Source organism: Pseudoalteromonas sp. SK18, assembly GCF_001974855.1.
Taxonomy (GTDB): Bacteria; Pseudomonadota; Gammaproteobacteria; order Enterobacterales; family Alteromonadaceae; genus Pseudoalteromonas.
In genome coordinates this window covers 38363-62438 of the sequence record NZ_MTQB01000016.1, presented here as the reverse complement: position 1 = coordinate 62438, position 24076 = coordinate 38363, and the positions used below count along the sequence as shown (strand labels likewise).

The following is a 24076-nucleotide window of genomic DNA, read 5'->3' as shown; positions in this document are numbered from 1 at the left end:
TAAAGGTTGAAGGTTGAAGATTTTATCTTGCACCTTTTGCCTTTAGCCCTGCACCATTCTATTAACCGCCAATAATCATCGTTAGCTTAGCTATAAACTCTTTTGCCGCTTGTTCAGAGTTAATTTTAAAAGCGACACCATAATGAATAGGCTGTGCGCTTTTATAAATACGAGTCGGAAAACGGGTCATTTCACTGCTATGAAAATAGCCTTGAGTACGCACAACCCCATCAATATCAGTAAAGTCATCACTAAACACTTCAAATGCGGGGCGGATCACAATTTTACCTTTCCCCGTTTCGGCATGGGTGTAAAACGCTTCTTTAGAGTTTGCTAGCATATACTCAGCAATGTTTTTTATTTTAAAGTTACTCCTACACTCTAGTTTGATCAGCTGCTCTGTTAACTCGTCTGCACTGTAGGCCATATTTATCCCTATTCGTTGATTTATGTATAACCTTAACGCATACGCAATATGAAGTCTTACTTTATTGTGTTACGTGGCAGACAAATGCAAGCTTATCGTTGTTATAACTCATTCGAGTAATATTCGTTTTGCAGTAGTTGCTTAAATCAAGCCATTGCGATATGTCAGAACCAGCTGTTAGTTGTCGTTGATAAATACGGTTTTTAATTGCATAAGCAATGGTATTTTCATCTTTTAAGATGAAGTCTTGTACTTGGTTTGGCAGCCTAAGAATGTTGCTCACCTGCTTGGTTTGTGGTTCCAAACGGGCTAAGTGATGCTGGCCATTCTTACTATGACTAAATAAAAATTCCCTCTGCGCTTTATTATAAATAAGTGTGCGACCAATGTTATTTGCTACAACCTCACCTTTAGCCGCAACAACCGAGGTATATTGTAATGTATGTGGCTCGCCTAAAATAAACATTACTAAGTCGTTGTTACTTCCCCAAGCGTGATAGCCTACAGGCTCAATCCAATCAAAAATACGACTTGGTGCCTGCTCTGTACTCAGCGGATATTGCCATAGTTTTTGTTTGCCATCTTCCTCAACCACGATGGCAGATAAACTATCGCCACTCGGTGTTACTGTTGGCGAATACTCACTTACAGCTGTATTTGTGATCATAGAGGTTTGTTTTGATGATAAATCATAACGTGCAATATCAGTTTGGCTCTGCTTATTACTGATTACCTCACGCGTATAATAAAGGCCCGTATCGGTTAAATGGGGCTGATTGTTGTAGCTGGTTTTATCACTAACAATGCTTACGCGTATGCCATGCGGGGTATTTAAATCGGCAAGTAGTATTTGACTTTTAGGCATATTTGCTTGGGCAACGCCTAATGTTAAAGCATTAATTGTTATTAGCCCTAACAACGGTTTGATCAGTTTCATGCTTTCTCTCGTTTTAATTTTAAGCACCTCATGATAACGTTATTTACTGATGACGTCACTTGACCTAGCTTAGTAAGGTCTTTATAACTAACGGGTCATAAAAAAGAGAACAAACATGTCAGCTAAACACCCTATTATTGCAATCACCGGCTCATCTGGAGCAGGCACTACAACCACCACCAATGCCGTGAAGCATATTTTCCGCAGCCTCGACATCAATGCTGCATTTATTGAAGGTGATAGCTTTCATCGCTATACACGTCCTGAAATGGACAAAAAAATTCGAGAAGCCCAACAAGAAAGTAAACATATCAGTTATTTTGGCCGAGAAGCCAATGACTTTGGTGCATTAGAAGACTTATTTACTAAGTATGGTGAAACAGGCGAAGGTAAACTGCGTCGTTATTTACATACCTTTGATGAAGCCGTGCCTTATAACCAGTTACCAGGAACATTTACTCCTTGGCAAGAGCTTGAGCAAAATACAGATTTAATGTTTTACGAAGGCTTACATGGCGGCGTTGTCGACGAAGATCATGATGTTGCTAAGCATGTTGATTTACTTATAGGCATGGTGCCAATTATTAACCTTGAGTGGATCCAAAAGCTTATTCGCGATACCTCAGAACGCGGTCATTCTCGTGAAAAAGTAATGGACTCGATTGTGCGCAGTATGGATGACTACATTAATCATATAACGCCGCAATTTTCACGTACCCATATTAACTTTCAACGAGTGCCAACCGTTGATACTTCTAATCCATTTAGCGCTAAAGATATCCCATCCCTTGATGAAAGCTTTGTAGTTATTCGCTTTAGGGGCATTGATGACGTTGATTTCCCGTATTATTTACGCATGATTGAAGGCAGCTTTATGTCGCGGATCAATACGCTTGTGGTACCCGGTGGCAAAATGGGACTGGCAATGGAACTAGTGCTTACGCCACTGATCAAAGATATTATTTTGAAAAAGCGCGCCTTAGCAAAATTAGCCCCACCTGAAATTCCTATTTAAGTGTATCGCTCATTTCTTAGAGACTACTTGGTTCATAAGATCTAACAACATATGATGATCTTATGAAATTGCCCACCTCTTTTATCAAGTGATCGCAAATACATTCTGCTCTTTTTTGTTTAGTCTAACTCACGTACACTGCTGATTTTAAGTATGATGAGAGCAGTATGTCGCAAGCTATTAAAATTGTTGTCGGGTCTAACAACCCAGTAAAAGTAAATGCCGCTAAACACATTTTTGCGATGTATTTCCCTGAGCAGATAATTGAATGTAGTGGCGTTCACGCCCCCTCTGATGTACCCGATCAACCTATAGGCGAAGAGCAGACGTGTTTGGGTGCACAAAACCGAGTTAACTACTGTAAAGCACAGCACCAAGCAGACTACTACATAGCGATGGAAGGTGGCGCAGCGCAATTTAGCTATGGTGCAGCAACCTTTGCCTATGTTGTTATTGATGACGGCGCACAGCAAGTTACAGGCCGAAGCAGCAACTTACCTTTGCCCTCGGTTTTTTATAAAGCATTGCTGCAAGGTGAAGAGCTCGGAGACGTGATGGATAAGGCTTTTAATACCACCAATATCAAGCAGCAAGGGGGTGCTATTGGTTTATTAACTGATCATCATGCAACACGAGAAAGTACCTATACTCAAGCGCTGACTCTCGCCATGGCGCCTTTTCTTAATCCCACTTTATATAATCAATAACGGATGTTTTAATGAAGTATAACTACGTATTATTTGATGCCGACGAAACCTTATTTAGCTTTAATGCCTTTGCTGGCTTACAAAAAATGTTGGCAGCTTATGACATGGATTTTACTAAGGCAGATTATGACCATTACCAAAATACCAATAAGCCATTATGGATTGCCTATCAAAATAACGAAATTACCGCAAACCACCTGCAAGTAACTCGTTTTAGTGAGCTGGCAAATAAACTTGATGTACCAGCCCAGCAGCTCAATGATGATTTTTTATCGGCAATGGCTGAAATTTGCATGCCTTTACCCGGTGCGGTTGAATTATTAAACGCCCTCAAACCTCATGCCAAGTTAGGCATTATCACCAATGGCTTTTCTCAGCTACAAGCACGTCGCTTAGCACATACTGGGCTGCAAGATATGTTCGATTGGCTGGTAATTTCTGAAAAAGTAGGTATTGCTAAGCCTGCAAAAGAGATATTTGAGCACACCTTTAATTTAATGGGGAATCCACCGAAAGAGCAAATTTTAATGGTAGGTGATACCGCCAGCAGTGATATTCTTGGTGGACGAAATGCAGGCATAGACACCTGCTGGTTACAGCACCCTGGGGTAATCTTACCTGAAGGTATTAAGCCAACGTATCAAGTCACTGAGTTAAAACAGTTACAAACTATTTTAGGTCTGACCTGACTGATTGTGATTACAAACAGCCAAAAAAAATGACGCTAATAAGCGTCATTTTTTATAACTGTATGTAAGCGATTAACTGATTAGGCGTTTGCTAATTCAAGACCGGGTGCAGGCATCGAAACAGGCGTTTCAAAGGTTGCCCACTCCCATGCTGACTCAGTTGCCATAATTTTGCGTAGTAACTTGTTGTTTAAATCATGGCCTGATTTAAATGCAGTTACTTTACCTAAAAGGTTATGACCTGTCATAAACATGTCACCTACACAGTCTAGTATCTTATGCTTGACGAACTCGTCTGGGTAACGCAGACCGTTCGGATTTAAAACTTTAAATTCATCAAGTACCACTGCGCTATCCATGCTACCACCTAGTGCAAGGTTATTAGCATGCATGTATTCAATATCTTTCATAAAGCCAAAAGTACGCGCACGGCTAATCTCTTCAGTAAAGCTTTGTGCGGTAATATCTAAGCCAATGCGTTGGCGGCTTTCATTGATTGCAGGGTGATCAAAGGCAATCTCAAAGTCGATATGGAATCCGTCGTAAGGTTCTACTTCGGCCCATTTATCGCCTTCTTCAATACGTACTTTTTCTTTAATACGAATAAAGCGCTTCGCGACATTTTGCTCTTCAATGCCACCTTTTTGTAATAAATAAATGAATGGTAATGCACTACCATCCATTATTGGTACTTCTGAGCTATCAAGTTCAACAATCAGATTGTCGATACCCATTGCCGCAACAGCTGCAATTAAATGCTCAGTAGTTGATAAGCGAACACCATCTTTGTTTATTAAACAGGTACACAATTGCGTATCACCAACGGCTTCAGGCGTTGTTTCAAAATCAACAACCGGATCAAGGTCGACACGACGAAATACAATCCCAGTATTTGCGCTCGCAGGTCGGAGAGTTATTGTGACCTTCTCACCTTTATGAAGTCCAATTCCTATGGCTTTGACTACTTGTGCAATCGTACGCTGTTTAATCATAGGTTCGCTCACTTTAAGTATATATTACAGTTAGACGGCGGAGTGTAACATAAATACGGTATAACTACAATATTCGTTCACATTTCGCACAAAAGTACTGTTTTTAATTAGTCTGCTTGTTTACGTAAAAAAGCAGGAATGTCGAAATAATCGCCACCCTCAGACTTATCTGTTTTCTTAGCGCTGCTTGACGACGTATTCGCTGAAGAACTTGAAGAACTAGACGATGTGCCTTGCTCCTTTGATTCAGTTTGCGAAGTCGTTGCTGACTCGTCAGTTGTGCTTGTGCCTTGGCTTGCGAAGCTAGGTACATACATGCTGCTGCTTGTTTGTGTGCTTGAGCTAGTAACATCAGAGCCTGACGCTTTTTTGAAACCGTTATCTACAATACCAAACTGTGGACGACGATCGCCGCCTAAGCCAGTTGCAACCACAGTTACACGTAGCTCGTCTGTCATTTCTGGGTCAATTACCGCACCCACAACAACCGTTGCGTTTTCAGACGCTAGCGCCTTAACGTGATTACCCACAATTTCGAATTCTTCAATCGCGATATCCATACCCGCAGTAATATTAACCAAGATACCTTTAGCACCGGTTAAATCTACGTCTTCTAGAAGCGGGCTTGAAATAGCAGCTTCTGCTGCTTCTTGTGCACGATCAGGACCCGATGCAGATGCTGTACCCATCATCGCCGTGCCCATTGCAGACATAACAGTACGTACGTCGGCGAAATCCACGTTAATTAGACCCGAGCGAGTAATTAACTCAGCAATACCTTGTACCGCACCAAACAATACGTCATTTGCTTTAGCAAATGCATCCAGTAAAGTTGTTCCTTTACCCAATACTTTTAGTAACTTGTTATTTGGAATAGTGATTAACGAGTCCACAATTTCAGATAGTTCGCTAATCCCCTGCTCCGCAGCAGCGGCACGCTTTTTACCTTCAAAATCAAACGGACGTGTTACCACAGCAACAGTTAAAATACCCAGTTCTTTAGCAATTTTAGCTACAACTGGCGCAGCACCGGTTCCTGTACCGCCGCCCATACCTGCCGCTATAAATACCATATCGGCACCTTCAAGGCTGGCACGAATGGTTTCGGCATCTTCTTCAGCCGACTGACGACCTACTTCAGGGTTGGCACCGGCACCTAACCCAGAGGTTATTTGCGTCCCTAATTGTACCGTTACATCAGCGGCTGAATTACGTAATGCTTGCGCATCCGTATTGGCTGCGATAAAACGAACACCTTCTATTTGTTGTTTTACCATGTGCTCAACTGCGTTACCGCCGCCACCGCCTACACCGATTACTTTTATTACAGCTTCTTCGCTGTGTTGTTCCATTATATCAAACATATTTACTCTCCGACTTGAGTACTAAAACTCGCCTTGAAACCATTTTGTGATGCGGTTCCACCAATTATTGTTATCATCCGCTTTCGACTTTTGTGCATTCATCGACTGCATAGTACGCCCGTATTGTAACAAACCTACAGCTGTTGCGTACGATGGATCATCAACATAATCAGTTAAACCTACTACACCAATTGGTTTACCTATTCTTACTGGCATCTGAAAAATATCTTCAGCCACTTCCATTGCGCCAGTCATTTTAGCAGTTCCGCCAGTAATGACGAGACCTGCTGCAATTTGGTCTTCTAATCCTGAGCGACGAATTTCTTCCATCGCCAACTCAAATAATTCTCTAAAACGTGGCTCAACCACTTCTGACAACGTATGCCTAGACATCAGTCTTGCTGGTCGCCCACCAACGCTTGGCACTTCAATTGTGTCTTCGCTGCTCGCCATTTGGCTACTGGCACAGGCATATTGTACTTTGAGTGACTCTGCATGTGATATAGGTGTACGAAATATTTTTGCAATGTCACCGGTTACTTGGTTGCCTGCCACCGGGATAACCGCCGAATGACGCAGCGCACCATTAATATAAATAGTGATATCCATAGTACCACCACCAATATCTAACACCGCAACACCTAGCTCTTTTTCATCATCCGTCAGTACGGAGTAACACGAGGCAAGCGCAGTGAATATAAGTTGGTCAACTTCAAGCCCACAACGTTCAACACATTTTTCTATATTTTTAGCCATATCGTTGGAGCAAGTAATAATATGCGCGCGTGCTTCCATACGCACACCACTCATACCGAGTGGGTTTTTAATCCCCTCTTGCATGTCAATGCTGTACTCTTGTGGCAACGCATGCAACATTTTGCGTTCAGCTGAAATTGGTACTGAGCGAGCAATATGGATTACATTTTCAATGTCTTCATCGGTTACTTCGGTGTTGTTAATAGCGACAACACCACTTTCGTTCTGACACTGAATATGTTTGCCAGAAATACCCAAATAAACCGAGCTAATACGACAATCAGCCATCAATTCAGCTTCATCAATTGCGCGGCGAATAGACTCAGACACTAAATTTAAATCGTTAACGCCGCCTTTATCCATTCCATAAGATACTTGGCTCCCCACGCCAACAATGCTGAGCTTGTTATCTGTGGTGATTTCACCTACCGTGGCCACTACCTTCGAAGTGCCAACGTCTAATCCAATCACTAGGTTTCTTTCTGCTGACTTAGTCATGCCTTACTCTTTATTATAATTGCTGTTCTTGCATTGGCTTATAGCTCACTGCAAGGCCGGTATCGTAGCGTAAATCAATTGCATCTATCTGTGCATCAGCACGTTGTTCTATACGTGAATAAACGTCTATAAAACGCTGTACACGCTTGGCTTTATCCTTGCGTCCTAAATTTAAACGCACGCCATTATCTAACCAAAGTTGCCACGAAAACCGCTCCGATAGCGCCAAGCTACTGAGCGTTAATGCATTTACTTTGAGCATTTCATCAAACTGTTTAAACGCTACCCATGCTTCTTTTTCACTGCCCTCTGGCCCATATAACTGGGGTAATGTGGCACTTAATTTATCACTTTTAGCTTCAAACGCATCGCCACTTTGGTTAATCAATAAATCACTGTTCCAGTGAGCGACTGCTTGATGCTCTACCACGTAAACTTGGATAGTATCAGGCCATTGCTTTCTAACCGATACCGTTGCAACCCAAGGCAGCTCCTGTACTAAATGCTGCACGTGCTTTACGTTTAGCTCAAAAAAGCTACTTAAATCCGCCTTTTTTATCGCGGTAGTTATTGCTTTTTCATCGGTGTATTTGGGATTGCCCAACACCGTTAAATGCTTAATCTGTGCATCTTTATTTTCAACTAACCAATGGGAAACCCCATTGGTTATTTCAATTAACCCTATCACCACCGCTAGAAAAAAACTCACTCCAAAAATCAGCGACCAGTTAAGTTGCTGTTTTAGTTGCTGCGCTTTCTCTAAAAAGGGATGCATATTAAAGGGTTTGCTCCAAAATGCGAACAACTAATTGCTCAAAACTTGCCCCATTGGCTTTTGCTGCCATTGGCACCAGTGATTTTTCTGTCATGCCTGGCACAGTATTCACTTCTAATAAGTAAAATTGGCCTTGCTGATCTTGCATTGCATCGACGCGACCCCAGCCACTTGCACCCACTAAATCAAACGCATCGAGTGCCATTGCTTGTAATTTTTCGGTATCTGACTGTGATAAATCAGCTGGGCAATGATATTGCGTCGTACTTGACTGATATTTAGCTTGGTAGTCATAAAAACCATTTGGCGTGCTCATTTCAATCACAGGTTGTACTTCATCACCGAGTACCGTAATTGTAAATTCGCGCCCCGTGATCCATTGCTCTACCAATACTTGGCTGTCGAACTTAAATGCATTAGTGAGCGCATCTTCAAGCTCTGCTGCAGAGCTAGCTTGTGCCATACCAATACTAGAGCCTTCATGCGATGGCTTTACCATCACCTTTTTAAATTGCGCCATAATGGCCTTGGCATCAAAGCCTTTTTTAGCATCAACCACAGCGTACGGTGCCGTGCTTAAGCCAGCCGATTTAAATAAGTGCTTACAACGAATTTTATCCATTGCCAGTGCCGAACCCAATACATTACTGCCGGTGTAAGGTAAGTTCATAAACTCTAAAGCACCTTGTACGGTGCCATCTTCACCGCCTCGGCCATGCAACGCAATAAAAACGCGATCAACGTTTAACTCTTTTAATTCCCACAATGAACGATTTTGAGGGTCAAACGCAATCGCATCAATGCCACAGGCAAGAAGTGCATTAAGGACTGCTTGACCAGATTTTAATGACACGTCGCGCTCTGCAGAGTTTCCACCTAGCAATACTGCGACTTTACCGAACTGGGAACTTACCTGTGTCATACTTCACCTTGCTTTAATTTTTCTATCGACATGTTTGTTGCTGCTAAACTTTTAACTAACTGACCTATGTTACCTGCGCCTTGCGTAAGTACTAAGTCATTATTTTGTAGGCAGTTAGCAAGTACACCTGCAAGCTCTGAGCTTGAAGCTACATGCAATGGCTCTTTGCCACGCTGGCGTAAACTGCGGCATAAACTCTTACTATCAGCGCCCACAATCGGCTCTTCGCCTGCACTGTAAACATCAAGCAATAGCAACTGATCAACCTCGGCGAGTACTTTCACAAAATCTTCGTATAAATCGCGAGTACGAGTATAGCGATGCGGCTGATAAACCATCACTAAACGCTTATCAGGCCAGCCTTCTCTCGCTGCGGTGATGGTAGCTGCCACTTCTGATGGGTGATGACCATAGTCATCTACTAACATCACATTACCGCATTCGTTTTCAAATTCACCATAATGCTGAAAACGACGGCCAATGCCTTCAAAAGTACCTAATGCCGCTAAAATTGCATGATTAGCTATGTTTTGATCTTTTGCCACCGCAATCGCTGCGGTTGCATTTAGGGCATTGTGTTTACCTGGCATATTTAACTTGGCGGTTAAACTCTCGCCTTGTTTATTAGTAACAGTAAATTGGCATGTATTGGCTGTTTGGCTAAATTCACTCATTCGATAGTCAGCATCTTGCGATTCACCATAAGTGATCACCGGACGACCAAAGCGAGGTATTAATTCTGCGGCAACGTCTGAATCTATACACACTACAGCTAGCCCGTAAAACGGCAGGTTATGAATGAATTCAACATAAGTATCTTTCATTTTTTCTAAGCTGCCGCCGTAAGTTTCCATGTGATCTTCTTCAATATTAGTGATCACCGATACCATTGGCTGTAAATGCAAAAATGAAGCATCGCTTTCATCCGCTTCAGCGATTAAAAAGTCGCTTTTGCCTACTTTAGCATTGCTGCCAGCACTATTTAATAAACCGCCAATAATAAAGGTTGGATCGAGCCCTGCTTGTGCATAAATGCTGGCAATTAAACTCGTTGTTGTGGTTTTACCATGGGTACCGGCAATGGCAATACCATGACGAAAACGCATCAGCTCAGCTAACATTTCTGCACGGCGAACCACCGGAATACGCGCAGCTTGCGCGGCTTGAATTTCAGGGTTTGTTTTATCAATTGCACTTGAAACCACCACCACATTAGCGTCTTTTACATTATTTTCATGATGGCCAATAAATACTTCAGCGCCCGCTTGAATTAAACGCTCGGTCATGGCGCTATGCGCTATATCCGAGCCGGTAATACGGTAACCTTCAAAAGCCAATACTTCTGCAATACCGCCCATACCTGCACCACCTATTCCTACAAAGTGAATAGTTTCAATGCGGCGCATCGCAGGGCGTGTATATTTTTCTTTTGCTAATGTCTGTTTCACTTATGTTCTCTTATTTGTTACTTGCTCACAGTGCATAGCGACGCTGGCTGTGGCATCTAAAATAGCCTGCTGTTTTGCTTTAGCAGCCATTTTAGTTATTAATAAAGGTTCGGCTAAATAGGGACTTAAAAGTTCAACAATACTGCGCTGATTAAATTGCCCTTGTGGCATTAATAATGCCCCTTCTGCCATTACTAAATACTGTGCATTTGCTGTTTGGTGATCATCAACCGCGTGTGGAAATGGCACAAATACCGCCATTTTACCCGCTGCAGCAATTTCACTCACAGTTAGCGCTCCGGCGCGACAAATCACAATATCGGCCCAGCTATAAGCGGTATCCATATCATCAATAAATTCAGCAACAGTTACTTGCTCATCGCCCATTTGTTGCTGCTGGTAACTTTCGCTTACACTGGCAAAATGGCCTTTACCGGTTTGGTGCCAAACATTAATGGCACAAGTATCATTTAAGCGCTTAAATGCTTCTGGTAGTGTTTGGTTGAGTACTTGCGCACCTAACGAGCCACCCACAACTAGCATATTGATTGGGCTTGATACTTCCCGCTTAGGTATATCAACCACACTCTGACGCACAGGGTTACCCACCAGCTCAGCTTTACCACTGGCAAAGGCGCTAGGGAAAGCCGCTAATACGCGATTCGCAAATTTCGCTAGCCATTTATTGCTCATGCCAGCTACAGCGTTTTGCTCATGAATTACCAAAGGGATACCGAGACTTTTTGCCGCAATCCCCGTAGGGCCCGTTACGTAACCACCCATTGCTAAAACCACGTCAGGGCGTTGTTGTTTTAATACCTTACGCGCCTGCAATATTGCATTAATAACCATGAATGGCGCTTTAATGAGGCGTTTTAAACCATTACCTCGCACGCCTTTTACATCAATAAAATCAATTTCTATGTTGTGCTTGGGCACGACACTGGCTTCCATTCTATCTGGGGTGCCTATCCAGCTAACTTGCCAACCTTGCTGTTTGAGATAATCAGCAACCGCAATCCCTGGAAAAATATGTCCACCTGTGCCCCCTGCTACAACGACTATTTTTTTACTCATCGTTTAGCTCCACCCGACGTGGCCTGTTTGGTTGCCATCTTCGTTTCAAAATCTACTCGTAATAGAATACCTGTGGCTATGGTCATCATTAATAAACTTGAGCCACCATAGGAAATAAACGGCAGGGTTAATCCTTTAGTTGGTAATATACCGGCACTAGCGCCAACATTAACCATGGTTTGAAATGCAAACCAAATACCGATAGCTAAAGCTAAATAGCCTTCATATTCTTTACCGTTTTTAAGCGCATTTTGGCCAATTAGTAGCGCCCTGAATACTAATGTCCCTAACACCATTAAAATACTCAATACGCCCATAAAACCAAGTTCTTCAGCTATCACTGCAAAAATAAAATCAGTGTGTGCTTCTGGTAAATATTGTAATTTTTGTACGCTATTGCCTAAGCCTTGGCCAAACCAATCACCTTGGCTATAAGCCATCAGTGATTGCACTAATTGATAACCTTTACCAAAAGGGTCATCCCAAGGCTCTAAAAAACCCACCACACGCGCCATACGATAAGGCTCAAACACAATCAGCCCAACCACTAGCGCAATACCGGTTAAAATAAGTGCAAAAAATTGCCAAAGCTTAGCACCAGCTAAAAACAATAAACCAACCGTAGTAACAAACATAACCACCACGGTTCCTAAATCTGGCTGCATTAAAATAAGTGCCGCATAAACGGCAAATACCGCTATGGGTTTAGCAAAGCCTTTAATGTTTTCTTGTACTTCACTGCGCTTACGGACTAAATAGCCTGCGATATAACTAAAAAAGAATAACTTAGCGAGCTCTGAAGCCTGAATATTAAATGGTCCGATAGGTATCCAACGGGTAGAACCATTCACTTCTCGCCCCACAATTAACACCACCAATAACAACACTAAGCCGATTAGTAATAAGTAGGGGTTAGCTTTTTTCCACCACGACATAGGTACTTGAGTACTTATGCAAAATAAACAAAATGAAAGCCCTAAAAAAATACCGTGGCGGATAGTAAAATGATAAATGTTGCCAAACAGCCTATCGGCCGTCGGCATTGAAGCACTGGTTACCATCACAAAGCCCACCCCTATTAGCATTAGCATACAATAAAGGAGCGGCACATCATAAAGCTGCGCCGAAGGTTTAGGGGTAAATGCCTCTTTAATATCCGCAAAAGCAATCATGACTGCCCCTGCAATACACAGTGCACAAAATCATCGCCGCGCTGCATATAATTGTTATACATATCAATGCTGGCACAGGCAGGCGCGAGTAAAACTGTATCGCCTGACGTACTTAATTGTTTAGCAAGCGCCACAGCCTCAGACATGTTACTGGTTAGATGGCCTTTAGCAGTTAGTGCCACTAACTCTTTTGCATCTTTACCAAAGCAAATAAGTGCTTTAACGTGTTGCTCAACATAAGGTTTAAGTGCCTCTAAATCCGCGCCTTTGGCATCGCCACCAGCAATAACCACTAAATTTTGTTGTTCACCCGCTAAACTATCAATGGCAGCTATTGTTGCGCCTACATTGGTGGCTTTAGAATCATTAAAATATTTAACGTCATTAAACTCACCCACAAACTGGCAACGATGTGCCAAGCCATTAAATTGAGCTAACGCAGTTTTATAATGCGCTTTAGTTATTTCAAACGGGCTGAGTAACGCCATTACTGCCAGCGTGTTTAAATAGTTATGCTTACCCACAACGGCTAAGGTACTTACTGGTAAATAAGCTTCGCCCTTTACCATAAAGTGCGCTTCGTTATTATGCTGTGCTAAGTGGTAATCGCCTTGTGTTTCACCAAAGCTCAGTTGTGGTGCTAACGTGCGACTCACTGGGTGGGTTTGCCTATCGTCAGCATTAATCACTAAAAGTTCAGCGCCGTCATATATACTTAATTTTGAATCTATATAAGCTTGATAGCTATCATAGCGATCGAGATGATCTTCTGAAATATTAAGTACGGTTGCACTGCTGGCTTTTAAGCTGTCAGTGGTATCAAGCTGAAAACTCGATAGTTCCAGTACAAATACATCAAAGTCACCGTCAAGTAAATCCAGCACAGCTGTGCCAATATTGCCACCCAGTGCTACTTTATAACCTGCGGTTTTTAATACTTCGTAAGCAAGGGTTACTACCGTTGATTTGCCATTTGAGCCTGTTACCGCAACAATCGGTTTAGTGTTAATGCGGGCAAATAGCTCAACATCACCAATCACTTCTACACCGGCATTCATTGCCTGTGCAACCGCAGGGGTTTTTAAACTTAGTCCGGGACTAATAATGATCATATCGCAAGCACTGAGCGCCGCGTTATTTAAATCACCAAAGTGAGTATTTAGATTAGCGGCATGTTGCTTGAGCCAATCAACACCGGGTGGATTTTCTCGGCTATCGACCACATGGGGCTGTATGCCTCGAGATAATAAAAAACGCACAATGCCCAGACCGGTTACACCGAGTCCGAGCACTGTTATGTGTTTATTTTTTATCTCGTTTAAATACTGCATTTATCGGATCTTTAATGTCGCAAGGCCAGCAAGTACCAGCACAATAGAAATTATCCAAAAGCGCACAATAACGCGTGGCTCTGGCCATCCTTTAAGTTCGTAGTGATGGTGAATAGGCGCCATTCTAAAAATACGTTGGCCACGTAATTTATAAGAACCAACTTGTAAAATCACCGACAGCGCTTCCATTACAAACACCCCACCCATAATGATAAGTAATAGCTCTTGGCGAACAAGTACGGCAATAATGCCTAAAGCACCACCAAGCGCTAACGAGCCTACATCGCCCATAAATACTTGTGCTGGATAGGTGTTAAACCATAAAAAACCTAACCCGGCTCCCACTATGGCAGTACACACCACAACTAACTCACTGGCCAGCGGCAAGTGCGGAATATGTAAATAAGCCGAAAAGTTAATATTACCAGTTAAATAAGCAATAATAGCCAGTGCTGCAGCCACCAAAATTGTTGGCACAATCGCTAAGCCATCTAGTCCGTCGGTTAAATTAACCGCGTTTGAGGTGCCCACCAATGCAAAATAAGTGATCACGATATAAAACAGGCCTAGTTGTGGCAGTACATCTTTAAAAAATGGCACAACAAGAGATGTCTCTGTCGCTTGGGTACTGGTCATGTAAAGTGCAGTAGCTACGACTAGTGCAATTACCGATTGCCAAAAATACTTCCACTTTGCAATCAGCCCTTTAGGGTCTTTGCGGATCACCTTACGGTAATCGTCAATAAAGCCGACAATCCCCAATGAGCCAATCACAAATAAAGTGGCCCAAACGTATTTATTAGACAAATCCGCCCACAATAAAGTGCTGGTGAATATTGCCGCTAAAATAAGTAAGCCACCCATAGTTGGTGTACCCGATTTAGATAAATGTGATTGCGGACCATCATCACGTACTGTTTGCCCAATTTGCATGCGCTGTAAACCACGAATTAACTTTGGCCCCAAATAAAGAGACATAATTAACGCAGTCAAAATACCTAAAATGGCACGTAGAGTTAAATACGAAAAAACATTAAAGCCACTATAATATTGAGTTAAATACTCAGCCAGCCAAACTAACATTATGATACTCCATTGATGGCTTGTTGCTGGCCATTAACTAAATCGGTTACTAAAAGCTCCATGCGAGAACTGCGTGATCCTTTCACGACAAGGGTAATTTTTTTATCTACTTTGCTGATACTGCTTTGAATTTGTTGCAGCATCTGGTCACGATTAGAAAAATGACGATTAGGCAACTCAAATACATCACTGGCTGACTTACTTAATACACCAAGTGTAAATAGCTCATCAATACCTTGCGCTAATGCGTATTCGCCCACTTCTTGATGGTACTTACGAGCATCTTCACCAAGTTCGCCCATGTCACCCAAAGCCAAAATACGATGACCTTGAATATCGCTAAGTAAATCAATCGCCGCTTTTACCGATTTAACGTTGGCATTATAAGTATCATCAATAATGGTGAGTGAATCACTAGCTTCAATCAGGTTAACCCGCCCTTTAACTTCACCCATGGTCGCTAGGGCGCTGGCAATTTCTTCAAGTGACACGTCAAACTCACTGGTTAATGCCGCAGCAATAAGCGCGTTGCTAATATTATGCTTGCCTGGCAATGCTAACGTAACCGGTACTCTGTGTTGTTTGGTGCATAAGGTAAAGCTTGCGCGAGCTTGAGCATCTAAGCTGATATTTTCGGCCCAAATATCTAGCTTTTCGCTGCTAGAAAAACATTTAATCTTACGCGCTGCTAACTTATCAAGCCAATACTGGCTAAACTCGCTATCGCAATTAACAATGGCAATGCCATCGTCTTTTAAACCGTCATAAATTTCGCCTTTGGCTTGTGCCACCCCTTGCAGGCTACCAAAACCTTCTAAATGCGCCGCCGCAACATTACATACTACGGCAACATCTGGTTTGGTCATAGCGGTGGTGTAGGCAATTTCACCAATGTGGTTAGCACCGAGCTCAATAACCGCAAAACGATGTTGTGGCTCTAATCTCAATAAGGTGAGAGGCACGCCAATATCATTATTGAAGTTGCCTTTAGTCGCTAAAACATCCCCTTTACTTGATAAAATAGCGGCACACATTTCTTTAACTGTGGTTTTACCTACACTGCCAGTAATAGCAATAGTTTTAGGTGCAACTTGCGCCATCACCGCTGTACCAATTGTGCCTAATGCAATACGGGTATCGGCAACTACAAATTGAGTAATGTCGGTATCAACAGCGTGATCGACAATGACTCCAATAGCACCTTTTTGTTTTGCTTGCTCAATAAACTTATGGCCATCAAAATTGGGGCCTTTAAGTGCCAAAAACACTTCACCATCACACAAAGTACGGGTATCGGTGTTTATATTTATTACTTGACGATTATCACCTTGATAATCAGTTGCTAGCACATTAGCTAGCCAATCAAAATCCATTGGGATCATGCTTGAGACCCTCTTACTGCTTTTTTTAATTGTTGTTGTACAAATTGGCGGTCACAAAAATCAATGCGTTTGTTACCTATAATTTGATAGTCTTCATGCCCTTTACCGGCAATTAAAATAACCTCACCGGCTTTTGCGTTATCTATAGCAAATTGTATCGCAGCACCCCGGTCGGCCTCTAAATGGGCGTTTTTTGGGTGTGTTAATCCTGCAGCTACGTCATTAATAATTTCATTGGGATCTTCAGAGCGTGGATTATCACTGGTGATGATCACTTTATCTGCAAACTGCTCAACGGCCTGTGCCATTAATACACGTTTACCTTTATCTCTATCACCACCACAACCAAACACACAACTCACTCCACCTGGTACATGTTGTTGCAGCGCTTGTAACGCTAAAGCCAATGCATCCGGTGTATGTGCATAATCAACCACGCAAGTAGGCATACTTGGCGCTGTAAATGCTTGCATTCTGCCTGCAACAGGTTGTAAATATTCACACCCTGCCACTAATTGCGCCAATGGATAACCCAGTGCTAGTAATGTGGCTAAAGCGGCGGTTAAATTATACAGGTTAAATTCACCAAATAACGGTGATTTTATGGCAATATCACCCCAACTTGTAGTTAATTGCGCCGAAATACCGGTTGCCGAATAGCTAACATCAGAAAAATACACAAACTGAGCGTTTTTAGGGGCTAAATTTTTACGACCATAACAAATTAATTTATTAAAGCTATATTTTTCAATCCACTGCTCTGCTTGTCCGTCATCTTGATTAAGAATGACATTGGCAGCATCAAAATCACGAAACAGCATCAATTTGGCATCACCGTAACTATCCATGTCACCATGATAATCTAAGTGATCGCGAGATAAGTTAGTAAAAACCGCCGCTTTAAAATGACACTGATCAACACGATGCTGTACCAATCCATGCGATGATACTTCCATTGCTACTAAGCGATGTTGCTGCGCTTTTAAGTCACTTAAAATATGTTGTAAATCCACACTTGAGGGCGTGGTATTTTGCAGCGGTGTTAAATTATCTGGATGGCCGTAACCGAGCGTGCCTATAATTGCGGCTTGGGTACGACAAAACTGTGCTAAATGAGCAATCATTGCTGTAGTAGTCGACTTACCATTAGTACCTGTTACACCAATTAAGTCTAACTCTAGGCTCGGTTGCTGGTAAAATTTACTCGCTAAAACAGGCAATTTTTTATTTAATTCTGAGACTAAATATAACGGCTCAAAATCACTTTCAAACTCACACAGTCTGTCGGCAATAATTGCACTGGCACCATTCTCAATTGCTTTATCAATAAACTGTCCGCCATCAAGCTGATGACCTTTTATTGCCACAAACACATCACCCGGTTTTACATCGCGGCTGTCTAAACGCAACTCGTTTACCATTAAACGTGCTGCATCTATTTCTAAATATTTTAAAATTGTGTGTAAATCACGCACCATCATCTTTGCCCTTCACGTATGCCACCGAGTCTTTATCTGGGGCAACGTTTAAAATTCTTAATGAATTAGAGATTATTTCTGCAAACGCTGGACCTGCCGTTGCGCCGCCATAATAAACATCTCCACCGGGCTCGTTGATCAATACCACAACGGCTAATCGCGGATTACTTGCTGGAGCAATACCCGCAAAGTAACCCACATACTCGTCACCATAGCCGCCTGCAGCCGCCTTTTTAGAGGTACCCGTTTTACCAGCTGCACGGTAGCCATCGACTTTAATGCGACGCGCGGTACCACCTTCTTCAAATACGCTTTCCATCATATGAACCACAGCTTCAACATCTTGTTGTTGAAAAACGCGTTCACCTTCAGGAATAGAATCTTGCTTAAGTACGGTAAGTGGACGGTTAACCCCACCTGCGCCTAACATGGCGTAAAAACGAGCCATTTGCGCGGTACTCACGGCAATATTGTAACCAAACGAAAGTGCAGCAATTTCGTGATCTGACCAACGACGGTTTGGGTAAAATAAACCACTACTTTCCCCGACCATGCCGGTACCACTATCACTGCCAAAACCCACCTTTTGGTAAAGACCGACAAAATAGTCTTTGGGTACGGTTTGGCTTATTTTTGTTACGCCCATATTACTGGAGTATTTTAAAATTTCGCGCAGCGTCATTTCACCATGATTACGGGTATCTTGTACTAAGCTGCCCCCTAAACGCATCCAGCCTGGGTAGGTATCAACTTTGTCATCCGGTTGGATTGTGCCGTAGTCTAATCCAGCTAAAATGGCTAGAGGCTTAACGGTTGAGCCGGGTTCAAACAAATCTGTAATTGCACGGTTACGACGCTTATGAGGAGCGGCACCGCTTAAGTTGTTAGGATTAAATGAGGGGCTATTTACCATAGCCAAAACTTCACCGGTTTTTACATCAACCACCATGGCAGAGCCTGAGGTTGCTTTGTAGGTTAACACCGCTGATTTAACCGCCTTGTAAGCAATCGCCTGAATACGCTGATCAATACTCAGTTGAATACTCTCAGGCTCCACTCGCTCGCGCTCATCAAGCACTTCAACTTCACGTCCTTGGGCATCTTTTCGAATCGTACGACGACCTTCTTCGCCAGTCAGTGCATTTTCGTAAAGCTTTTCTATACCTTCAATCCCTTTGCCATCAATATTGGTAAAGCCAATAATATGCGCACTCACCTCACCGGCAGGGTAATAACGTTTTGATTCATCTAGTAAATGAATACCGGGTAGGCGTAAATCGCCAATGTAATTAGCAACAGCAGGGGTAACTTGGCGTTTTAAGTAAACAAAACGACGAGTAGGATCATCAAGGAGTCGGGTATTAATTTTACTCGGTTCAATGCGCAGTACATCGGCCAGTTCACGCCAGCGCACATCATTTTTATAATACAGGGCGGTACGCTTATTTAGCTCAGCGACATTTTCACGCAGTGTTTGTTGATCTTCACCATTTTTACGGGCTTGTCTGAGCACTTTGCTCACCAGTGACTTATGCAACGCTTTAGGATCCGCATACACACTGACTACAGGCACACTAACTGCGAGCTCTTTACCGTTACGATCGAAGATCATGCCGCGCTGAACATGCAGTTTTTCAACACGTACCGTACGTTTGTCACTTTCAGAGCGGGCTTTATCGGGTTCAATTACTTGCAAATACGCAGCACGCGATACCAAAGTCACAAACACTAAAAAAATCACCGCGCACACTAAAATAAAGCGCCATGCGATTAGGTTGTTAACTGGTTTTTTGCCTCGCGTTCTCATTGTAATATGATTACCTGCTCATCTTGGCTGGTTGGCCGCTTCATTTCTAATTGTGACGTTGCCACTTCTTCAATGCGTACATGTTGAGAATAAAATTCTTCTTCCACTAAAAAATAACGCCACTCTAAATCCAATTCGTCACGCTCTTGGAGTAACGAATCTTGCTCAATTAATTGCGCACGAGATAAATGGGTTACTTGCACTACACTCAAACTTGACGCGAATATCACAACCAACAAGGCCAAGGTGATCTTGTTTGCACCTAGGCCTTTAATTATTTCAAGAAATAGATTGGGTTGGCGATAACTCGCTTTTTTACTCATCCCAACCTCTGTGCAATCCTTAGTACTGAGCTGCGAGAGCGTGGGTTGCGCGCCACTTCATCAGCACTTGGTTTAATAGCTTTACCCACTGCTTTTAACGTCAGATTTTTATTTATTTGTGCGTCGGTTAAAGGCAGACCTCTGGGTATCGCTTCTCCCTTACTCTGTTTTCTAATAAATTGTTTTACAATGCGATCTTCTAAAGAGTGGAAGGAAATAACAACTAAGCGACCACCTGGCTTAAGAACTTTAATCGCCGCTTGTAGTGCGGTTTGAATTTCCTCTAATTCGCTATTAATATAAATACGAATTGCCTGAAACGTGCGCGTTGCAGGATGTTTAAACTTATCTTTAACAGGTACAGCTTCATCAACTAAATCTGCGAGCTGTTTAGTGGTAGTGATTGGCGTATGTTCACGCACTTCCAATATTTTATGTGCAATGCGCTTACCAAATTTTTCTTCACCTAGCTTTTTGATCACATGGGTAATGTCATCTAGTTCCGCCTCAGCTAACCACTGCGCAGCGCTACGGCCTGTGCTTGGATCCATTCGCATATCAAGCGGGCCGTCTTTCATAAAACTAAAGCCACGAGCGGCATCATCTAACTGCGGTGACGACACACCAATATCAAGTAAAATGCCATCAACTTTACCAATTAGATCGTTTTGCTCAGCAACTTCGTATAACTTTGAGAACCGTGAGTGAGCAATCGAAAAACGTGAATCATCGGCAAACTTTTCCGCTGACTTTATAGCTTGTGGATCCTGATCAATAGCCTGCAAGCGACCAGCGTCGCCCAAGCGCGCTAATATTTGCCCTGAATGTCCGCCACGTCCAAAGGTGCCATCCATATAAATGCCGTCTGGCTTAATTGCAAGTGCATCTATGGTTTCTTCCATTAATACGGATACGTGTTCAAATTGCGCTGTCATTAGCTATTTTTTGCCTTTTTGTTTTGCTGCTAGAGGGTAAAGTTATCTAAATCGTCATTCGGTTCAAATTCACCAAGCCTTTCAAGCTCAGTGTCTTGGCGCATTTGTTCATGCCAACGCGCCTCATCCCAAATCTCAAATTTATTCATTAAGCCCACCAGCATAATTTTTTTGCCAAGTTCTGCATGTGAGCGCAAAGAAGGCGCCAGCAAAATTCGACCGTTTTTATCAAGCTGATACTCTGTCGCATTACCTAACAACATACGTTGCATACGTCGCGCTCTGGGATTCATATTAGATATTTTTGCTAAACGGCTTTCTATTTCTAACCATTCAGCAAGGGGGTATAACCAAAGGCAAGGCTCATTGAGTGCAACTGTGCAAATAACCGTTCCCTGATCTTCAGACAATAGCGTGTCTCGGTACTTTGTTGGTACCGCAAAACGTCCTTTATCATCCAAACTCAGTGAACTTGCGCCACGAAACATAAAAAGCCTATTGTAAAATTATTTTAATCAACTTTTTGATTAACCCGATCCAGTTTGATCCACTAAACACCACTTTTTACCACAGTGCTCCAGTTTAGGGCTTGACAAGCCTTTTTGTCAAGTAAGTCACCCAGCTTTAGCACCCCGCGAAGCCTGAAAAAATAAGGCTCAGATTAAAGCGGTTGAATTGTTTAGTAAAAAATCTGATCAGCCAGTAAAAAATTTTTTATCGTTTTTTTTATTAGCTAGCTGGCATTATTTGCTTAATGAATAAACAGTGAATAATTACAATTTATTTAGGGTGTGTAGGGCTTTGTTTATTCGAACTAGGTGCAACTAAATCGTGACCCGAAATGTATAACCGAGTAAGCAAAGGAAAAATCAACCTCGAATGATTAAAACGCCTTGGTTTGTAAAAATTACAAACTGTTGTCGCAATAGTTACAGCTATAAACCTACTAAAAATTAGTAAATAAAATACAATCCATATAAAACAATGAGTTAAAAACTGGTTTAATCATTGCACCTTAATAATTACTTTTAAAAAACTATTAAGGATTGATTATGGCTACGGCAACAAAGAGCAAAACACCTATTGATACAAAACAAGAGATTGAAGCCCCGTTAACAGATAAGGCTACTTCAGCTGCGCATGATGCAGTAGATGCATTATCGAGTAAAGCAGCGGTAGCTGAAAATGGCGTTCGTAAAGGAGCAAGCAGCTCAGCAGAAACACTTAATGAGAAGCAATTAGCAGCTCGCGAGAAGTTAGAAGAATGTACTTCTAAGACTCGTCAACTCGCATCAGAAAACCCATTAGCAACGGCTGGTCTTGCATTTGCTGCTGGTATGTTAGTTACTGCACTATTTCGTCGTAAGTAATACTAATGCAAAACCTACATTCAACATCAAGTGAATCACAATCGACAGATTCGCAGTCATCGGCAAAACATGCCGATGACTGGCAAGATCATATTGCCAAGCTTGCTGATTATGCAGCGCAGCTCAAGGATGATTGTCATCAACAAGGAAAGTTGACGCATCAGCTTGCTATAGCTGAATGGAAATTGTCGTTAAGATCCTTAGCACTGATCACTATCCTACTTGGATGTTTTGCCAGTGGCTTGGTGTTACTGTGGGTCGGGTTTTTAGGTATTGTAGGCTTTGCGACTTTTGACTTATTTAGCTCGATTTGGCTGAGCATTACTGTAGTGATCAGCCTACAAATTTTATGTTTAATTTGGCTGTGGCGAAACGCAGTTTATCTAAGCAAAAAAATTGGCTTTACTAAAACGCTAAATAGTCTAAAGCAGCTGCTTAAATTATAAGGCATACACTATTATGTTAATCAATTACTTGATCAACTCACCGAATGCTCGAGTGCAACAGCTACACAAAGAAGTCGTGATGCGATCTGAGCTAAAGCGTCAGCACCTTACGGCAATAAAATATCGAGCCAAACGTTTTGCCGCAACAAAAGTGGGGCTCGTTAGTGCTTTTACCGCAGGCGCGGTTGTGGAGTCGGCAAAGGGAGACACCAACATGGTAAAAAAATACAGTTGGTTATTAAAACTACTCGCTTAAAATTCACTCCTACATTAAATCGTCACGACAGTGAGCCAAAATAACCGTTTTGATAATCGCTAACCGCTTGGCGAATTTCAGCTTCAGTGGTCATTACAAACGGCCCCATATGTGCAATTGGCTGATTAAGCGGATCACCTGCTAAAATCAGAACACCTGCTGCTTTTTCGGCACGTATGCAAATATCACTCGATGGCTCAACAATAAGTAATTTTCCTGCATCAAAGGTGTCACCTTGCGCTGATATTAACGCCCCAGTATGTACATAAATCATCACTTTTTGCTGTTTTAGTGCTGGTAGATAAAGCTCCTTACCTGCAGGCAAAGCCACATCGGCTATAGCACCATTAGCGGCTAAGTTTTGTAAGCTTGAAACCAATTGCTGTGAATCAAATTGCCATGTCCCTGCTAGCGCTTTAAGACTAATACCTTGTTGATTAGTAAACCTCGGTGCTGGATGCTCTGTGGTATCCTGGTATTGCGGCTCACGCATTTTGTCAGCGCTTGGCATATTGAGCCAAATTTGAAAGCCATGTAAGCCTTTTTCAGCATCAGCAAGTGGCATTTCACTGTGCATAACACCACTACCGGTGCTCATCCATTGCACGTCACCGGCGCGAATCGCTTCTGTGTTACCCATTTGATCTTTATGCTCAAATCCTCCTTTTAAAATATAGGTAAAAGTTTCGATACCGCGATGAGGGTGAGGAGGAAAACCACCAATATAGTCACTCTCATCATCAGATTTAAGCTCATCAATCATTAAAAATGGGTCTAAATATTTACCATCAAATCCTGGAATACGACGGATATTGACGCCATCCCCATCTTGGGTAGCATAAGCAGTTAAAACTTTGGTTATTTTCATTTTTTTGCCCTGGGTCTT

Annotated in this window: 25 protein-coding genes; 6 read left to right on the top strand and 19 right to left on the bottom strand. The window is 42.3% G+C overall.

Features of this window, described 5'->3' with window-relative positions; all coding sequences use genetic code 11:
- Positions 1-61: 61 nt before the first annotated feature.
- Both BW139_RS12545 and BW139_RS12540 read right to left on the bottom strand, forming a co-directional pair.
- Complete coding sequence (locus BW139_RS12545; RefSeq protein WP_076919897.1) at positions 62-427, bottom strand: hypothetical protein; 366 nt, start codon at positions 425-427, stop codon at positions 62-64.
- Between the two features lie 61 nt (positions 428-488).
- Positions 489-1364, bottom strand: a complete 876-nt coding sequence (locus tag BW139_RS12540) for a hypothetical protein (protein WP_076919896.1) — start codon at positions 1362-1364, stop codon at positions 489-491.
- Positions 1365-1479: 115 nt separating this feature from the next.
- Between BW139_RS12540 and BW139_RS12535 the strand changes: the two genes are divergently transcribed.
- The 3 genes from BW139_RS12535 (at position 1480) to yjjG (ending at position 3775) form a co-directional block, all read left to right on the top strand.
- Positions 1480-2379: a phosphoribulokinase gene (locus BW139_RS12535; RefSeq protein WP_008114793.1), complete on the top strand. Its 900-nt coding sequence runs from the start codon at positions 1480-1482 to the stop codon at positions 2377-2379.
- Between the two features lie 167 nt (positions 2380-2546).
- Positions 2547-3086 (top strand): inosine/xanthosine triphosphatase, encoded by a 540-nt coding sequence (gene yjjX / locus BW139_RS12530; protein ID WP_076919895.1) that lies wholly within the window; start codon positions 2547-2549, stop codon positions 3084-3086.
- Between the two features lie 11 nt (positions 3087-3097).
- Positions 3098-3775, top strand: a complete 678-nt coding sequence (gene yjjG / locus BW139_RS12525; protein ID WP_076919894.1) for a pyrimidine 5'-nucleotidase — start codon at positions 3098-3100, stop codon at positions 3773-3775.
- Positions 3776-3855: 80 nt separating this feature from the next.
- Here yjjG and lpxC read toward each other — a convergent pair whose 3' ends face one another.
- The 16 genes from lpxC to mraZ all read right to left on the bottom strand — a co-directional run bounded on the left by lpxC (position 3856) and on the right by mraZ (position 21606).
- Positions 3856-4767, bottom strand: a complete 912-nt coding sequence (lpxC, locus tag BW139_RS12520) for a UDP-3-O-acyl-N-acetylglucosamine deacetylase (protein WP_010390707.1) — start codon at positions 4765-4767, stop codon at positions 3856-3858.
- Positions 4768-4874: 107 nt separating this feature from the next.
- Positions 4875-6131 (bottom strand): cell division protein FtsZ, encoded by a 1257-nt coding sequence (ftsZ, locus tag BW139_RS12515; RefSeq protein ID WP_076919893.1) that lies wholly within the window; start codon positions 6129-6131, stop codon positions 4875-4877.
- 21 nt (positions 6132-6152) lie between these two features.
- Positions 6153-7385 (bottom strand): cell division protein FtsA, encoded by a 1233-nt coding sequence (gene ftsA / locus BW139_RS12510; RefSeq protein WP_008110678.1) that lies wholly within the window; start codon positions 7383-7385, stop codon positions 6153-6155.
- A 13-nt stretch (positions 7386-7398) separates the two neighbouring features.
- The gene (locus tag BW139_RS12505) at positions 7399-8160 is read right to left on the bottom strand and encodes a cell division protein FtsQ/DivIB (RefSeq protein ID WP_076919892.1); all 762 of its coding nucleotides are present in this window, start codon (positions 8158-8160) and stop codon (positions 7399-7401) included.
- Position 8161: 1 nt separating this feature from the next.
- The gene (locus tag BW139_RS12500) at positions 8162-9082 is read right to left on the bottom strand and encodes a D-alanine--D-alanine ligase (protein WP_076919891.1); all 921 of its coding nucleotides are present in this window, start codon (positions 9080-9082) and stop codon (positions 8162-8164) included.
- Positions 9079-10488: a UDP-N-acetylmuramate--L-alanine ligase gene (murC, locus tag BW139_RS12495; RefSeq protein WP_217697118.1), complete on the bottom strand. Its 1410-nt coding sequence runs from the start codon at positions 10486-10488 to the stop codon at positions 9079-9081. The genes BW139_RS12500 and murC overlap by 4 nt, the downstream gene beginning before the upstream one ends.
- Positions 10489-10530: 42 nt before the next feature.
- Positions 10531-11607, bottom strand: coding sequence for an undecaprenyldiphospho-muramoylpentapeptide beta-N-acetylglucosaminyltransferase (gene murG, locus BW139_RS12490; protein WP_076919890.1), 1077 nt, complete (start codon positions 11605-11607; stop codon positions 10531-10533).
- Positions 11604-12779 (bottom strand): cell division protein FtsW, encoded by a 1176-nt coding sequence (ftsW, locus tag BW139_RS12485; protein ID WP_010390699.1) that lies wholly within the window; start codon positions 12777-12779, stop codon positions 11604-11606. Before ftsW ends, murG begins: the two co-directional genes overlap by 4 nt.
- Positions 12776-14110 carry a UDP-N-acetylmuramoyl-L-alanine--D-glutamate ligase gene (gene murD, locus BW139_RS12480; RefSeq protein ID WP_076919889.1) on the bottom strand — a complete coding sequence of 445 codons (1335 nt, stop codon included), beginning with the start codon at positions 14108-14110 and terminating at the stop codon, positions 12776-12778. The genes ftsW and murD overlap by 4 nt, the downstream gene beginning before the upstream one ends.
- Complete coding sequence (mraY, locus tag BW139_RS12475) at positions 14111-15193, bottom strand: phospho-N-acetylmuramoyl-pentapeptide-transferase (protein WP_076919888.1); 1083 nt, start codon at positions 15191-15193, stop codon at positions 14111-14113. It lies immediately after the preceding gene.
- Positions 15193-16575, bottom strand: a complete 1383-nt coding sequence (gene murF, locus BW139_RS12470; protein WP_076919887.1) for a UDP-N-acetylmuramoyl-tripeptide--D-alanyl-D-alanine ligase — start codon at positions 16573-16575, stop codon at positions 15193-15195. The genes mraY and murF overlap by 1 nt, the downstream gene beginning before the upstream one ends.
- The gene (murE, locus tag BW139_RS12465) at positions 16572-18050 is read right to left on the bottom strand and encodes a UDP-N-acetylmuramoyl-L-alanyl-D-glutamate--2,6-diaminopimelate ligase (protein ID WP_076919917.1); all 1479 of its coding nucleotides are present in this window, start codon (positions 18048-18050) and stop codon (positions 16572-16574) included. Before murE ends, murF begins: the two co-directional genes overlap by 4 nt.
- A complete protein-coding gene (locus BW139_RS12460) occupies positions 18043-19860 on the bottom strand; it encodes a penicillin-binding transpeptidase domain-containing protein (RefSeq protein WP_076919886.1) in 1818 nt (605 codons plus the stop codon). Before BW139_RS12460 ends, murE begins: the two co-directional genes overlap by 8 nt.
- Positions 19857-20183, bottom strand: a complete 327-nt coding sequence (gene ftsL, locus BW139_RS12455) for a cell division protein FtsL (protein ID WP_076919885.1) — start codon at positions 20181-20183, stop codon at positions 19857-19859. The genes BW139_RS12460 and ftsL overlap by 4 nt, the downstream gene beginning before the upstream one ends.
- The gene (gene rsmH, locus BW139_RS12450; RefSeq protein ID WP_076919884.1) at positions 20180-21118 is read right to left on the bottom strand and encodes a 16S rRNA (cytosine(1402)-N(4))-methyltransferase RsmH; all 939 of its coding nucleotides are present in this window, start codon (positions 21116-21118) and stop codon (positions 20180-20182) included. The genes ftsL and rsmH overlap by 4 nt, the downstream gene beginning before the upstream one ends.
- A 29-nt stretch (positions 21119-21147) precedes the next feature.
- Complete coding sequence (gene mraZ / locus BW139_RS12445) at positions 21148-21606, bottom strand: division/cell wall cluster transcriptional repressor MraZ (RefSeq protein ID WP_010390682.1); 459 nt, start codon at positions 21604-21606, stop codon at positions 21148-21150.
- 564 nt (positions 21607-22170) lie between these two features.
- Between mraZ and BW139_RS12440 the strand changes: the two genes are divergently transcribed.
- Genes BW139_RS12440 through BW139_RS12430 form a run of 3 tightly spaced genes read left to right on the top strand, consistent with a single transcriptional unit; the run spans position 22171 to position 23190 of the window.
- Complete coding sequence (locus BW139_RS12440) at positions 22171-22488, top strand: DUF883 domain-containing protein (protein ID WP_076919883.1); 318 nt, start codon at positions 22171-22173, stop codon at positions 22486-22488.
- 5 nt (positions 22489-22493) lie between these two features.
- The gene (locus BW139_RS12435; RefSeq protein WP_076919882.1) at positions 22494-22934 is read left to right on the top strand and encodes a hypothetical protein; all 441 of its coding nucleotides are present in this window, start codon (positions 22494-22496) and stop codon (positions 22932-22934) included.
- A gap of 13 nt (positions 22935-22947) precedes the next feature.
- Entirely contained in the window at positions 22948-23190 is a 243-nt protein-coding gene (locus BW139_RS12430; RefSeq protein WP_010390679.1) for a hypothetical protein, read from the top strand.
- A 22-nt stretch (positions 23191-23212) separates the two neighbouring features.
- Here the strand turns inward: BW139_RS12430 and BW139_RS12425 are convergent, their stop codons facing one another.
- Positions 23213-24058 carry a pirin family protein gene (locus BW139_RS12425; protein WP_076919881.1) on the bottom strand — a complete coding sequence of 282 codons (846 nt, stop codon included), beginning with the start codon at positions 24056-24058 and terminating at the stop codon, positions 23213-23215.
- Between the last annotated feature and the right edge of the window lie 18 nt (positions 24059-24076).

Excerpts from the sequence above, each read along its gene's own strand:
- murD (WP_076919889.1), bottom strand. The coding sequence starts at position 14,110 with ATGCAGTATTTAAACGAGATAAAAAATAAACACATAACAGTGCTCGGA.
- BW139_RS12425 (WP_076919881.1), bottom strand. The coding sequence starts at position 24,058 with ATGAAAATAACCAAAGTTTTAACTGCTTATGCTACCCAAGATGGGGAT.
- ftsW (WP_010390699.1), bottom strand. The coding sequence starts at position 12,779 with ATGATTGCTTTTGCGGATATTAAAGAGGCATTTACCCCTAAACCTTCG.
- yjjX (WP_076919895.1), top strand. The coding sequence starts at position 2,547 with ATGTCGCAAGCTATTAAAATTGTTGTCGGGTCTAACAACCCAGTAAAA.
- BW139_RS12500 (WP_076919891.1), bottom strand. The coding sequence starts at position 9,082 with ATGACACAGGTAAGTTCCCAGTTCGGTAAAGTCGCAGTATTGCTAGGT.
- mraZ (WP_010390682.1), bottom strand. The coding sequence starts at position 21,606 with ATGTTTCGTGGCGCAAGTTCACTGAGTTTGGATGATAAAGGACGTTTT.
- BW139_RS12505 (WP_076919892.1), bottom strand. The coding sequence starts at position 8,160 with ATGCATCCCTTTTTAGAGAAAGCGCAGCAACTAAAACAGCAACTTAAC.
- BW139_RS12435 (WP_076919882.1), top strand. The coding sequence starts at position 22,494 with ATGCAAAACCTACATTCAACATCAAGTGAATCACAATCGACAGATTCG.
- mraY (WP_076919888.1), bottom strand. The coding sequence starts at position 15,193 with ATGTTAGTTTGGCTGGCTGAGTATTTAACTCAATATTATAGTGGCTTT.
- rsmH (WP_076919884.1), bottom strand. The coding sequence starts at position 21,118 with ATGACAGCGCAATTTGAACACGTATCCGTATTAATGGAAGAAACCATA.
- ftsA (WP_008110678.1), bottom strand. The coding sequence starts at position 7,385 with ATGACTAAGTCAGCAGAAAGAAACCTAGTGATTGGATTAGACGTTGGC.
- BW139_RS12460 (WP_076919886.1), bottom strand. The coding sequence starts at position 19,860 with ATGAGAACGCGAGGCAAAAAACCAGTTAACAACCTAATCGCATGGCGC.
- murG (WP_076919890.1), bottom strand. The coding sequence starts at position 11,607 with ATGAGTAAAAAAATAGTCGTTGTAGCAGGGGGCACAGGTGGACATATT.
- ftsL (WP_076919885.1), bottom strand. The coding sequence starts at position 20,183 with ATGAGTAAAAAAGCGAGTTATCGCCAACCCAATCTATTTCTTGAAATA.
- BW139_RS12545 (WP_076919897.1), bottom strand. The coding sequence starts at position 427 with ATGGCCTACAGTGCAGACGAGTTAACAGAGCAGCTGATCAAACTAGAG.
- ftsZ (WP_076919893.1), bottom strand. The coding sequence starts at position 6,131 with ATGTTTGATATAATGGAACAACACAGCGAAGAAGCTGTAATAAAAGTA.
- yjjG (WP_076919894.1), top strand. The coding sequence starts at position 3,098 with ATGAAGTATAACTACGTATTATTTGATGCCGACGAAACCTTATTTAGC.
- murF (WP_076919887.1), bottom strand. The coding sequence starts at position 16,575 with ATGATCCCAATGGATTTTGATTGGCTAGCTAATGTGCTAGCAACTGAT.
- lpxC (WP_010390707.1), bottom strand. The coding sequence starts at position 4,767 with ATGATTAAACAGCGTACGATTGCACAAGTAGTCAAAGCCATAGGAATT.
- BW139_RS12540 (WP_076919896.1), bottom strand. The coding sequence starts at position 1,364 with ATGAAACTGATCAAACCGTTGTTAGGGCTAATAACAATTAATGCTTTA.
- murC (WP_217697118.1), bottom strand. The coding sequence starts at position 10,488 with ATGCGCCGCATTGAAACTATTCACTTTGTAGGAATAGGTGGTGCAGGT.
- BW139_RS12430 (WP_010390679.1), top strand. The coding sequence starts at position 22,948 with ATGTTAATCAATTACTTGATCAACTCACCGAATGCTCGAGTGCAACAG.
- BW139_RS12535 (WP_008114793.1), top strand. The coding sequence starts at position 1,480 with ATGTCAGCTAAACACCCTATTATTGCAATCACCGGCTCATCTGGAGCA.
- BW139_RS12440 (WP_076919883.1), top strand. The coding sequence starts at position 22,171 with ATGGCTACGGCAACAAAGAGCAAAACACCTATTGATACAAAACAAGAG.